This is a genomic window from Caulobacter sp. HMWF025 (genome assembly GCF_003060965.1).
Taxonomy (GTDB): domain Bacteria; phylum Pseudomonadota; class Alphaproteobacteria; order Caulobacterales; family Caulobacteraceae; genus Caulobacter.
Genome location: NZ_QAII01000103.1, coordinates 61,366 through 74,246, shown reverse-complemented (window position 1 = coordinate 74,246; position 12,881 = coordinate 61,366). Strand labels below are relative to the sequence as shown.

9 protein-coding genes and 1 pseudogene are annotated in these 12,881 nt (G+C 67.4%); 3 read left to right on the top strand and 7 right to left on the bottom strand.

Features of this window, described 5'->3' with window-relative positions:
• The first annotated feature begins 403 nt into the window (after positions 1-403).
• Positions 404-910 carry a TonB family protein gene (locus DBR10_RS11390; protein ID WP_233243384.1) on the top strand — a complete coding sequence of 169 codons (507 nt, stop codon included), beginning with the start codon at positions 404-406 and terminating at the stop codon, positions 908-910.
• Here DBR10_RS11390 and dnaJ read toward each other — a convergent pair.
• The 3 genes and pseudogenes from dnaJ to DBR10_RS11375 all read right to left on the bottom strand — a co-directional run bounded on the left by dnaJ (position 907) and on the right by DBR10_RS11375 (position 7,083).
• Entirely contained in the window at positions 907-2,058 is a 1,152-nt protein-coding gene (dnaJ, locus tag DBR10_RS11385) for a molecular chaperone DnaJ (RefSeq protein ID WP_108506221.1), read from the bottom strand. The two genes, DBR10_RS11390 and dnaJ, sit on opposite strands and share 4 nt — an antisense overlap.
• Before the next feature lie 163 nt (positions 2,059-2,221).
• Positions 2,222-4,117, bottom strand: a pseudogene (gene dnaK, locus DBR10_RS11380) (molecular chaperone DnaK); the annotation flags it as partial.
• A gap of 320 nt (positions 4,118-4,437) precedes the next feature.
• Entirely contained in the window at positions 4,438-7,083 is a 2,646-nt protein-coding gene (locus DBR10_RS11375; RefSeq protein WP_108506219.1) for a M1 family metallopeptidase, read from the bottom strand.
• 93 nt (positions 7,084-7,176) lie between these two features.
• Between DBR10_RS11375 and DBR10_RS11370 the strand changes: the two genes are divergently transcribed.
• Positions 7,177-7,794, top strand: a complete 618-nt coding sequence (locus DBR10_RS11370; RefSeq protein WP_108506218.1) for an alpha-ketoglutarate-dependent dioxygenase AlkB — start codon at positions 7,177-7,179, stop codon at positions 7,792-7,794.
• A 22-nt stretch (positions 7,795-7,816) separates the two neighbouring features.
• On the opposite strand, the gene DBR10_RS11365 is transcribed toward DBR10_RS11370, so the two are convergent.
• The gene (locus DBR10_RS11365; RefSeq protein ID WP_108506217.1) at positions 7,817-8,719 is read right to left on the bottom strand and encodes an MBL fold metallo-hydrolase; all 903 of its coding nucleotides are present in this window, start codon (positions 8,717-8,719) and stop codon (positions 7,817-7,819) included.
• Positions 8,720-8,818: 99 nt separating this feature from the next.
• Between DBR10_RS11365 and DBR10_RS11360 the strand changes: the two genes are divergently transcribed.
• On the top strand, positions 8,819-9,682 hold the full coding sequence (locus tag DBR10_RS11360) for a LysR family transcriptional regulator (RefSeq protein ID WP_108506216.1): 864 nt from the start codon (positions 8,819-8,821) through the stop codon (positions 9,680-9,682).
• A gap of 96 nt (positions 9,683-9,778) precedes the next feature.
• On the opposite strand, the gene dnaA is transcribed toward DBR10_RS11360, so the two are convergent.
• The 3 genes from dnaA to DBR10_RS11345 form a co-directional block, all read right to left on the bottom strand.
• A complete protein-coding gene (gene dnaA, locus DBR10_RS11355; RefSeq protein ID WP_108506215.1) occupies positions 9,779-11,245 on the bottom strand; it encodes a chromosomal replication initiator protein DnaA in 1,467 nt (488 codons plus the stop codon).
• A gap of 399 nt (positions 11,246-11,644) precedes the next feature.
• Entirely contained in the window at positions 11,645-11,920 is a 276-nt protein-coding gene (rpsT, locus tag DBR10_RS11350; RefSeq protein WP_108489594.1) for a 30S ribosomal protein S20, read from the bottom strand.
• A 213-nt stretch (positions 11,921-12,133) separates the two neighbouring features.
• Positions 12,134-12,881, bottom strand: a 748-nt coding sequence (locus tag DBR10_RS11345) for an enoyl-CoA hydratase-related protein (protein ID WP_233243383.1), incomplete at its 5' end; no start/stop codon positions are given.

Genomic DNA, 12,881 nt, shown 5'->3' with positions numbered 1-12,881 from the left:
ACGCCCGATGGGGCAGGCGGGGTGGCTGGAAGCGGGCTTCGGGAAGGGTGGGTTGCTGACTTTGGACAGCCGGGCCATGCTGCTCCCATGAGCAAGTGGAAAGCCGCCTCGGTCTACGTCGTCATATGGTCCATAGGTGCCCTCGTCGTGCTTGGGCTTCTGGTGGCTGAGGTCTTGCCAGCTAGCCTTGGCGGGCTAAGCATTCTGCTTTTGTGGCTCTGGACCTTAATCAACCTCGTTCAAGTAGCGCGCGGGAAGCGGCGGCATTTGTGGAGTTAGGATCCGAGAGTCGCCTTAGGGTCGGAATCCCGCCCTCGCATTCCTCATGAAACCCGACGCCGGATTTGCCCCTAGCCCGCCGACAGAACTTCATGCCAGATCGCGCTCAGGTTGGGAGGTGAGCATGGCTGCATCTGCGGGAGGCGGTCCGGGTCCGGAGCGGCCTTACAAGCCGGACTGGCTGGAGAAGCCGACGAGCCAGGATATGGAGTGGGCCTATCCGGCCCATGCCGACCGGCATCGCGTCGAGGGCAAGGCGGTCATCGACTGCGCGGTGCGCCCCGACGGCCGGCTTGCCGATTGCCGGGTGGTTTCGGAGACGCCGAAGGGTGAGGATTTCGGCCTGGCGGCCGTGGCCTTGTCGCAGAAGTTCCGGATGCTGCCACCGCCCGAGGGCTATGCCAGGCCCGTCAACGTGACGATCCCGGTCGTCTTCAGGATGCCGGAATCCCCCTGGCCCTGGGACCGGAGGGAGAAGTCTTCCCAGACCGGACAGGCCGAGCCGTCGCTCACACCGCTGGATGGCGGTGACCTGCTGCTGATCACCGGGGTGCTCGCGATCACCTGCGCCCTGCTGGTCGCGGTGGTCTGGCTCGCCCGACAACCGGGTCGTCAGAGCCGGGAGTTCTAGCTCCCGGTCACCTCGTCCCAGAACCGCTTGGCCTTGCCGACGAAATTGGCCGACTTGGGGTTCTGCTTGTCGTCGCACAGGCCGGCCAGCTCCTTGAGGAGCTCCTTCTGCCGGGCCGACAGGTGGGTCGGGGTTTCGACGAACAGTTCGACCACCAGGTCGCCGCGCTGGCGGCTGCGCAGGGACGGCATGCCCTTGCCCTTGAGGCGGACGGTCTTGCCGGTCTGGGAGCCTTCGGGGACCTTGACGGCGATCTTGCAGGTGCCGTCGCAGGCCTCGCCGCCCATCAGGCACGGGGCGTCGATCTCGCCGCCGAGCGCGGCCACGGTCATCGGCACCGGCACGGTGCAGAGCAGGTCGAGACCATCGCGCTCGAACAGCTCGTGCGGGATCACAGACAGGAAAATGTAGAGGTCGCCGCGCGGGCCGCCGCGGGCCCCGGCATCGCCCTCGCCGGCCAGACGGATGCGGGCCCCGTCATCGACACCGGCCGGGATACGGACCGACAGGATGCGCTCGCGGCGCACCTGGCCGTGGCCGTTGCAGTTGGCGCAGGGGTCCAGAACCAGTCGGCCCGAACCGCCGCAGCGCGGGCAGCCGCGCTCGACCGCGAAGAAGCCCTGGGTGGCACGGACCCGGCCGGCCCCGCCGCAGGTGCCGCAGACCGTCGGGCTGGTGCCGGGCTTGGCGCCCGAGCCGTCGCAGACCTCGCAGGTGATGGCCGCCGGAACCCGGATCTCGACCTCGGCCCCGGCATAGGCCTGCTCAAGGGAGATTTCGAGGTCGTAGCGCAGGTCCTGGCCGCGTTGCGGGCCGTTCGACGGGCGGCGACCGCCCCCGAACATCTCGCCGAACACGTCGCCGAACACATCGCTGAAAATGTCGCTGGGATCGCCGCTGAACCCGCCGCCACCGCCGCCCTGCGGGCCGTTGACGCCGGCATGGCCGAAGCGGTCATAGGCGGCGCGCTTCTGCGGATCCGACAGGATCGAATAGGCCTCGTTGATTTCCTTGAAGCGGCCACCGGCCTCTTCGCAACCGCCGTTGCGGTCGGGATGGTGTTCCATCGCCAGCTTGCGGAAAGCGGACTTCAGGGCCGCGTCGTCGGCGGTCCGGGTCACGCCCAGAATTTCGTAATAGTCGCGCATCGTCAGCGTCTGGCGCCCAACAGGCCCACGGGAGAGGCGTTGAAGTCAGTAGAGGTGGAGTGGCGCGGGCCGTGACGCAAGGCGTCAAAACCGCGCGAGCCTGTGCGGTCGCGCCGCGAAACGATCTTCTGGCAAACGTTTCGCGGCGCGCGCATGGCGGGGCTTAGGCCGCCGGCTTGTTGTCGTCGACTTCTTCGAACTCGGCGTCGACCACGCCGTCGTCCGAAGCGGCGTCATCGCCGTCCGAGCCCTGTTGCGAGGCATACATGGCCTCGCCCAGCTTCATCGAGGCCTGGATCAGCGCCTGGGTCTTGGCCTGGATGGCCTCGACGTCTTCGCCTTCCAGGGCCGACTTCAGCTCGGTCAGACCGGTCTCGATGGCGGTCTTCTCGGCCGGGCCGACCTTGTCGCCGTGTTCGGCGAAGGCCTTCTCGGTCGAGTGCACGATCGCCTCGCCCTGGTTCTTGGCCTCGACGAGGGCCTTCTTCTTTTCGTCCGAAGCCTTGTTGGCCTCGGCTTCCTTGACCATGCGCTCGATGTCGGCATCCGAAAGGCCGCCATTGGCCTGGATGCGGATCGAGTGCTCCTTGTTGGTCGCCTTGTCCTTGGCGTGGACATTGACGATGCCGTTGGCATCGATGTCGAAGGTCACCTCGATCTGCGGGATGCCGCGCGGGGCCGGCGGAATGCCCTGCAGGTCGAACTGACCCAGGAACTTGTTGTCGGCAGCCATCGGACGCTCGCCCTGGAAGGCGCGGATCGTCACGGCCGACTGGTTGTCGTCAGCGGTCGAGAAGGTCTGCGAGCGCTTGGTCGGGATGGTGGTGTTGCGCTCGATCAGCGGGGTGAACACGCCGCCCAGGGTTTCGATGCCCAGGGTGAGCGGGGTCACGTCCAGCAGCAGCACGTCCTTGACGTCCCCTTGCAGAACGCCGGCCTGAACGGCGGCGCCCAGGGCCACGACTTCGTCAGGGTTCACACCCTTGTGCGGCTCGCGGCCGAAGAAGTCCTGCACCGCCTGCTGGACCTTGGGCATGCGGCTCATGCCGCCGACCAGGATCACTTCGTCGATGTCGCTCTTCTTGAGGCCGGCGTCCTTGAGGGCCTGTTCGCACGGACCGATGGTGCGGGCGATCAGGTCTTCGACCAGGGCTTCGAGCTTGGAGCGCGACAGCTTGATGTTCAGGTGCAGCGGGCCCGACGCATTCATCGAGATGAAGGGCAGGTTCACTTCGTACTGGGCGGTCGAGGACAGTTCCTTCTTGGCCTTTTCGGCCTCTTCGCGAAGGCGCTGCAGGGCCAGCTTGTCCTTGCGCAGGTCGACGCCCTGCTCCTTCTTGAACTCGTCGGCCAGGTAGTCGACGATCCGCAGGTCGAAGTCTTCACCGCCCAGGAAGGTGTCGCCGTTGGTCGACTTCACCTCGAAGACGCCGTCGCCGATTTCCAGGATCGAGACGTCGAAGGTGCCGCCGCCGAGGTCATAGACGGCGATCTTCTTGCCGTCGTTCTTGTCGAGACCATAGGCCAGAGCAGCCGCGGTCGGCTCGTTGATGATGCGCAGGACTTCCAGACCGGCGATCTTGCCGGCGTCCTTGGTGGCCTGACGCTGGGCGTCGTTGAAATAGGCCGGAACCGTGATCACGGCCTTGGTCACCGGCTCGCCCAGATGGGTTTCGGCGGCTTCCTTCATCTTCTGCAGGATGAAGGCGGAGACTTCCTGCGGCGAGTAGTCCTTGCCCTGGGCCTTGACCCAGGCGTCGCCGGTCGGACCCTTGACGATGTCATAGGGGACCATGGCCTTGTCCTTCTCGACCACCGGGTCGGAGGCATTGCGGCCGATCAGGCGCTTGATCGCGAAAAGGGTGTTGGTCGGGTTGGTCACGGCCTGACGCTTGGCAGGCTGGCCGACCAGGCGCTCGCCGTCCTCGAGGAAGGCGACCACCGAAGGGGTGGTGCGGGCGCCCTCGGCGTTCTCGATCACCTTGGGGGTCTTGCCGTCCATGATGGCCACACACGAATTGGTGGTGCCAAGGTCGATACCAATAATCTTGCTCATCTTACGAACCTGTCGCTCCTGTTGGCGGACGGCGGTGACAAGGGCCTCACGATCAAGCGCCCCGGTTTTTCTCGCTCCGTCCCCGTCTGGTCGGACTCTCTAACGGTTGATCCAAATTCATTCCGGCACGGCCTGGGCCGCGCGGGCAGAATGGGTTCTTCGAAGTTGACGAGCCCGTCAACCCCGCTCGACGCCGGATATGGGGGATAGCCGCCCGCCCGCAAGCCCATTCCCTCATTCCGTGAAGGGGAATCTGCGGTTCCGGAGCGAAAAAGGGCTGCGCCGGATCGGCGCAGCCCCTGGATCGGTCGGTCAGGCCTGGATCAGTGCGCGGCGCGCGCCAGCCAGGCGGTGATCGCCGGCAGACGATTCTGCCGGATGGCGACGCGGTTCAGCACGGCGGCAGCCGATTTCTCGGCGTCCTTGCGCGAGCCCTCGGCGAAGTTGGCGGCGGCAAAGGCGCGGATCTTGTCGGCCATGGCCGGGTCGGACGAGGCGGCGCCGAGGGCCGGGATGAACCGGGTGCGCGAGCTGGAATCGACCTTGCCGTTCACCGCATCCTTGTGGTCGAGGGCGAAGGCGAAGGCCAGTTCCGGGTGACTGCCGGCGACGCTTGAGATCATCGAGCTGGACAGGGTCTCGCCCGGCTCTTCGGTGAGCGCCAGCTCCAGGGCCCGGCGGGCCAGGGCCTCGTCCCCGGCATCGGCCAGCAGCGAATAGAGCTGGGCGCGGACCAGGGGGGTCTTCTCGGCCTGGGCCTGGGCCCGGATGGTGTCCCAGGTGGCGGCGTCGGCATGCTGGGCGACAACGGTCAGGATGACCTTGCGCAGCGGGCCGGGGATGGCCGAGGGGTCGGTCTTGTCGGCGGCGAAGCGGCGGCGGGCCTCGGCCAGGACGTCCGGATCGCCCATGCCGCCCAGGGCACCGATCAGCTCGCCGCGCAGGATGGCGACGGTGTCGGGCTCACCGGCCTTCGGGGTCCAGCCGACCTGGGCCAGCAGGGGGTTGAGACGGGCCAGGGCCACCTTGCGGAAGGCGGCCCGCTCGGCCGGCATGCCCTCATAATAGCCGTCGATGGTCTCGAACACGCCGGCGATCTTGGACAGCACCTGCGGATCGGCCGAAGCCGGGGTGGCCTGGGCCAGATCGAGGAAGTCGGTCGGGGCCTGATAGCCGGCCAGGCCCAGCGACCAGACGTCGGACATCACGCCCAGCTGGTCGATGGCCGGCAGCCTGGCAAAGCTCTGGACCACGCCGCTGAAGCGGGTCGGGCCGTAGACGGTGCGGAAATAGCCGCTCTGGCCGGCATTGACGATCACCGGACCGCAGCCCGCGACCGTGACCGAGCCCTTGCCGCCGGTCACCAGGGTCTTGGCCACGCCGCCGTCGACCGAGCGGACGGTCACCGGCACCCGCCAGGTCAGCGGGGTCTTGCCGGGCAGGTCCTTGCTGAACTCGCTCTGGGTCAGGGTCAGGGTCGTCTTGCCGGCGGCGCAGGTCTGGTCGGTGACCGTGATCAGCGGCACGCCCGGCTGCAGGGTGAAGTCGTGGGCGATGCCGGTGATCGGCTTGCCGGCGGCGGTCTCGATCTCGCGCCACAGGTCGTCACTGACCGTATTGCCGTGGGCGTGCTTCTTCATGTAGGCGCGCACGCCGTCCCGCCAGGCCTCGGCCCCGACATAGGACTCCAGCATGCGGATGACCGCCTCGCCCTTCTGGTAGGTGATGCCGTCAAAGGCCTGGCTGGCCTGTTCGACGGTCTCGACGTGCTGGACGACCGGGTGGGTGGTCTTCAGGGCATCCAGGCTCATGGCATATTCGCGCCCGCCGACGGCGGTCAGGGCGGCGTTCCATTCGGGATGGAAGTGCTCGGTGGCCCGGCCCTCCATCCACGAGGCGAAGCCCTCGTTCAGCCAAAGATCGTCCCACCAGGCCATGGTGACCAGGTCGCCGAACCACTGGTGGGCCATCTCGTGGGCCACGGTGGTGAAGACGCGCTGGCTGTCGGTCTGGCTGGAGATCTTGGGATCCAGCAGCATGGCGTATTCGAAGTAGAAGATCGCGCCCCAGTTCTCCATGGCGCTGAAGAACTGGCTGCGGCCCGGGGCGGCGATGTTGTCGAGGGCCGGCAGCGGATAGGGCGCGCCGAAATAGCTGTTGTACCAGGGCAGCAGGTCTGCGGCGGCCTTCAGGGCGTACTGGGCCTTGGGCGTGTCGCCGGTCTTGGTCACCACGCCGACATCGACGCCGGCGGCCTTGACCGTGGCGCGCTCGAACTCGCCGAGGCCGAAAAACAGCAGATAGGTCGACATCTTCGGCGAGGTGGCGAACTTCACCCGGCTCCTGCCGCCGCCGAGATCGGTGGTGCTGGCGATCGGCATGTTGCCCAGCGCCATCTGGCCGGTGGGGATGGTGGCCTCGACGTCATAGGTGGCCTTGAAGAACGGCTCGTCCCACGACGGAATGAACCGGCGGGCGTCGGAGTTTTCGAACTGGGTGTAGAGGGCGCGCTTCTTGCCGGCTTCGGTCTCGTAGTCGAGCGCGAACAGGCCGGCGGCCTGGGTGTAGATCTTGCCGGCATAGTCGATGGCCAGCACGTACCGGCCCCTGGCCAGCGGCCGGTCGAAGGTGAAGCTGGCGGTCTGGGCCTCGTCGTCGGTCTTGATGGTGGCGGACCCGACGCCGGCGATCTGCGCTCCGGCAAAGGTCAGGTCGGCGGCCTGCAGGGCGACGGTGGCGGTGGGCTCGACCACCTCGATGGTGATCTTGACGCTGGCCGTGAAGGTCAGCTTGCCGGCGTCGGGCGTAAAGGCCAGATCATAGTGGATGGGGCGGACCGAACGCGGCAGCTGGGTCGTGACCGTGGCGGCGGTCAGGGCGGGGGCCGGCTTGGCCACCGGGGCGGCGAGGGCGCTTCCAGCGGCGAAAACAAGCGCGGCGACGGCCGCAGTGGACAAAAGACGACGCATGCACGGACCTGGACTGGAACTTTCGACCCGACCCCACTGGCCGGTGCGCGAAACAACACCTTCCGGTGTGATCCGGCGTGTTAAATATCCGTAATGATCAGGCCGCTTTGCATCGTTCCGGGTTTCGATCTCTGGCCGGGTCTGCTGACCCCCGAGGCCCGGGCCGGGCTGGTCGAGACCGTGCTCGCCGCCACCTCGGCCGCGCCCTTCAGCCACTATGAGACGGCCTCCGGCAAGGCGATGAGCGTGGCCATGAGCAGCCTGGGCCCCCTGGGCTGGGTCAGCGACCGGACGGGCTACCGCTATGCCGACCGCCATCCGGGCAAGGGTGCCCCGTGGCCGGCCCTGCCGCCGGTTCTGGCCGAGCTGTGGGCCGAGCTGGGCGACCCCGAGGTTCCGGCGGACGCCTGCCTGGTCAATCTCTATCGCGGCGACGCCCGCATGGGCCTGCACCAGGACCGTGACGAGGCCGATCTGCGGTTTCCGGTGCTGTCGGTCTCGCTGGGCGACACGGCCGTGTTCCGGATCGGCGGGACCTCGCGCAAGGACCCGACCCGCAGCCTGAAACTGGCGTCCGGCGATGTCTGCCGCCTGTCCGGCCCCGCCCGGCTGGCCTTTCACGGCGTCGACCGGGTGATCGCCGGCTCCTCCAGCCTGGTGCCCGGCGGCGGCCGGATCAACCTGACCCTGCGCCGGGCGCGGCTGGGGTGAGGGCGGGGGTGGCCTCGCCGGCCTAGTCGACCCAACCGGGGAAATAGCCGAGACGCGCCTGCACCCTGCCGTCGTGGGCCGGAACAATGGTCAGGCCCGGGTCACGCTTGCGCAAGGCGGACATTTTCTCGACCTGGGACAGCGTGCTTCCGGCGTCTGCATCCACCAGGGCCTGGGCCAGCCAGAACTTCGGCCGAGCGGCGTCGATGGCCGCCGCGGACCAGACCGTATCGCCGCAGAAGAAGAAGCGTCGACCTGAGGACGTCGTCACGAACATGCCGACCGACCCCTCGGTGTGGCCAAACTGCGGGACGAGAACCACGGTGCCGTCGCCATAGACGTCGAGACTGCGCTCGAACCCCCGATACGGCCCTGACCTGAAGTCGATCGACGTCCAGGCGAGGCCGGAGCCGCCGACCTGACTTGGCCAGATGCTGTCGGCCCCGTGACCCGCCCTGTCGATCAGGGTTCGCTCGGGTTTCGTCACCCAGATCTCGGCACCCGGAAAATCCACGAGGCCACTGGCGTGGTCCCAGTGGCTGTGGCTCAGCACGATACGCCGCACGGCGGGAAAACCGGCCCTGGCCAGCTGGGCATGGGCCGGGACGATGGGCTTGCCGTAGTAGAAGAACGGCCGCTTCCAGCGCGGCATGTCGCGGGCGTACTGCTCGTCGATCCGCGCCCCGAGACCCGTATCGAACAGGAAGTCCTGGCCGTCATGGCGAACCAGGATGGCCGAGTAGACGACCTCGACCTTGGCCTTTCCCCCGCCCTGGTAAAGCATCGACTCGGGCGACAGGCGGCTGCCGGTCTTGATGATCGAGAAGCTCACGCCCTTGTTCGGAGCGGCGGCGGCGCTGGACGCCATGGCCAGGGCGGCAGCCACCCCAACCCAGAAGCGTCCGATGGATTTGCGAACAGTCATGACCGGCGGTTCCTTGTGATGTCCGAACCTATTGCGGAACCAGGCATCGGCATAATATCTTATTTTGAGCTTCTTTAGATATTTCAACTATGGAACGGCATGGTCGATCTGAGAGCCCTCCGCTACTTCGTTGCCGCGTTCGAGGAGCGGTCGGTGACAGCAGCGGCGCGTCGCTGCGCGATTTCCCAACCCTCGATCACGGCGGCGCTGCAGGGGCTGGAGGCGAGCCTGGGGGTGCGGCTGTTCGTGCGCAGCCGGCAGGGCCTGGCTCCCACCCGCGACGCCGAAATCCTCCACGGACGGGCCCTGGGTCTGCTGGCGGAGGCGACGGCCATCGAGCGGGAGTTTCGAGCCAGGGCCCCGCGCACCCTGTCGATCCATATCCAGCCCGACATCAGCCTCCGCCGCGCGGCGCCGATCCTTCGGGCGGCCTACGAAGCCTCGCCGGACATCGTGACCCGCATCGTCGCGGATCCGAACCAGGCCGATCTCGTGATCGGTGCCGAAGGCTGCCTCGGCGATGGACTGGAGTTTCTGCCGGTCTGGCACGAGCCCTATGTCGTCCTGGCCCCGGCCGGCCACCCCATCCGCTTCAAGACGGTTGTGCGCCCGTCGGACCTGGAGGGGCAGCCGATGATCGAGCGCACCCAGTGCCGGCTGCAGGCCCGGCTGGAATCTCAGCTCTCCAGTCTGGGCATAAGGCCGGACATCCGGGCCTCGACGGCCGACGAGGACGCGGTGGTGACCCTGGTGGAGCTCGGGGTCGGCCTCGCCATCGCCCCGGCCAGTCATGCCGACGGCGTTGCGGGCGTCGTAACGCGCCCGCTAGCCCCCGAGTTTGCGGTCGGCCGCACGATCGGCCTCGCCTGGCGTCGGGGCGGCTCGCACGCCGGTTTTGCCCGGACACTGGCCGGCGCCATGACGCCGCCAGCCTCCGCCCTGGCCGCAAGACGCACAGCCTAGACCGTCAGGGCACTGTTCAACCGAAAAAGGCCGCCCCCTGCGGGAGCGACCTTTCTCAATGACCCTACGGAAACCGGTGTCTTCAACCGCGCCGATCTAGCCGCGCAGCTTGCGGGTCAGGACCTCCAGGTCCTGGTTCAGGGCGTTGTCCTCGAGGCGCAGGGCCTCGATGCGACGCACGGCGTGCAGGACGGTGGTGTGGTCGCGACCGCCGAAGCGCCGGCCGATATCGGGCAGCGAGCGGGTGGTCAGCTGCTTGGCCAGCCACATGGCCGCCTGGCGCGGACGGGCGATGGCGCGGTTGCGGCGCTCGCTGAGCAGGTCGGCCTGTTTCATGCCGTAGTGCTCGGCGGTGGCCTTCTGGATGTCGTCGATGGTGATGCGCTTCTCACCCGCCCGCAGATGCGGCCGCAGGATGGCCTGGACCTCTTCCAGGGTCAGGCGCGACAGGCCCTCGCCGGCGCGGGCCGACAGGGTGTTGAGCGCGCCTTCCAGCTCGCGGACGCTGTCGGTGAAGCGGTCGGCCAGGAACTGCAGGACGTCCGGGCGCATGGTCGGCTCGGAGCCGTGGGCGGCCGACAGGGTCTGGATCTTGCGCTCCAGAATGCCCATCCGCAGCGAGCGGTCGGCCGGCTCCAGGCCGCAGACCAGACCCGCCGACAGGTGCGAGCGCAGGTGGGCGTCCATCTCGGTCATGGCCGAGGGCGGACGGTCCGACGAGAACACGACGCGGCGGCCTTCCTCGACCAGCGCTGTCAGGGTGTGGAACAGCTCTTCCTGGGTCGACTGCTTGCCGGCGATGAAGTGCACGTCGTCGATGATCAGCAGGTCGGCGGCGCGCAGCTCTTCCTTGAAGGCGGCCGTCTGGCGATCCATCACGGCGCGCACGAAGGTCGACAGGAAACGCTCGGCGGTCAGATAGACCACGCGCTTGGTCGGGGCCTGACGCATGGCCTCCCAGGCCAGGGCGTTGAGCAGGTGGGTTTTGCCAAAGCCGTAGGGGCCGTGGAACAGGACGGGGTTGAAGTGGCCGTCGGCCCAGTTGGCGATCCGGCGCGCCACGGCATGGGCGAACTCGTTGGCCGGACCCGGGACGAAGGTCTCGAAGGTGAAGCGTTCCTGCAGGCCCTGGGTCCGCGAGGGCTTGCCGGTCGGCACGGGGGCCAGGGCCGGGGCGTCGGTCGAGACCGGCAGGGCGATTTCGATGGGCTCGGCCTTGGCGACGTCGCCATAGGCGCCGACCGCAGATTCAAACTCCTGGCGCGACATCAGCTCGATGCGGCGGGCCATGGGATCATGGGCGGTCCACAGCTCGCCGATGCGACGCCAGGCGCTGCGACGGATCCAGTCGCGGGCAATGCCCGTCGGGGTGACCAGAACCACCTCGCCCGAGGGGCCGTCGCGCAGGCTGGCCGGGGCGATCCACGAACCGAAAGAGGCGTCGCCCAGCTCGCGCTTCAGCGCCACGCACGCCTTGTGCCAGACGCCACCGGCCGGCTCACAGGCAACCGCAGGAATCGCAGCCGAAAAGTCCTGGCTCGCCACCCCACTCTTGATTGTCATCAGTCCACCGCCTCGCGCAAAACAATCCGACCGTTCCCCAGCCGCCGCCCCCCATGGCGAACGGTTGGTTTTCTCAGCGCGCACAGGTCCTCACGCGGTGACCAACAGGTCCCCGCCGCGACCGTTTCATCCATGAACTGGAAGAGCGCTGAGGTCCCTAAACTAGCCAGCCGACCCTGCCGGTCAAACGGAAAACTTGCGTCCGATCGCGGATATTTCTGTTGACTCGCGAGAGCTCCTCGCCCCGCAAGGGAATAGTTAAGTCGACAAAATTTCGGACGGTGTTTTTTGGTAAATGCGTGCAATTCGACGCAAAGCAAAAGCCGGTCGGATTGCTCCGACCGGCTCCTGTAATGCTTTGATTTTATTGAACGAACCGGGTTCGTTCGAAGCTTTTGACTAGGCTGCGGCCTTGTCCAGCTTCTTCAGGCGAGCGGCCAGGCGCGAGACCTTGCGCGAGCCGGTGTTGGGGTGAACCACGCCCTTGGAAACCGCGCGCATCAGCTCCGATTGAGCCTCGATGAAGGCGGCCTTGGCAACGGCGACATCGCCGGCCGACAGGGCGTCTTCGAACTTGCGGAGGAAGGTGCGCACACGCGAACGACGCGCGGTGTTGACCTCGGTGCGACGGGCGATCTTGCGGATCGCCTTCTTGGCGCCGGGATTGTTGGCCATGGAGTTGGACCTCGAAACGGACAGCCGCGCGGAACAGCCGCGAAGCAGGGAAAATCTTGAGCGCGCGGATATACGGGAACAGTGGACCGGGGTCAACGGGCTGTTACGCCCATTTGAAATACCCTGCGGCGAGGGGTCGCACCCGGGCCCTGAAAGTGGCTCAGACCGGAGCGCTGAAGACGCCACCGGCCTGCCGAACGGGCTGACCCAGGGTCAACGGCCCTGGAATTGCGGCTTCCGCTTGCCGACGAAGGCGGCCATGCCCTCCTTCTGGTCCTCGAAGGCGAACAGCGAATGGAACAGGCGCCGCTCGAGGGCTACGCCGGTGGTCAGGGTGGTCTCATAGGCGGCCTGGACCAGTTCCTTGTTCATGGCCACGGCCAGGGGTGACTGGGCGGCGATCTTGCCGGCCACGGCCAGGGTTTCGGACAACAGGGTCTCGGCCGGGAAGATGCGGCTGACGAGGCCCGAGCGCTCGGCCTCCTCGGCCCCCATCATCCGGCCGGTCAGGATCATGTCCATGGCCTTGGACTTGCCGACAAAGCGGGTCAGGCGCTGGGTGCCGCCGATGCCGGGCGCGACGCCCAGATTGATCTCGGGCTGGCCGAACTTGGCCGTATCGGCGGCCAGGATGAAGTCGCACATCATGGCCAGCTCGCAGCCCCCGCCGAGGGCATAGCCCGAGACGGCCGCGATGATCGGCTTGCGGCACTGCTCGATGGCGCGGGCCCCGGCCGTGAAGAAGTCGGCCTTGAACATCTCGGCATAGGACTTGTCGGCCATCTCCTTGATGTCGGCGCCGGCCGCAAAGGCCTTGGCCGAGCCGGTCAGCACGATGCAGCCGATGCTGTCGTCGGCCTGGGCGGCCTCCAGCGCCTGGGCCAGCTCGCCCAGCAGGGCCGCGTTCAGGGCGTTGAGGGCTTCGGGCCGGTTAAGGCGGATCAGGACGACGCCGGCGGCG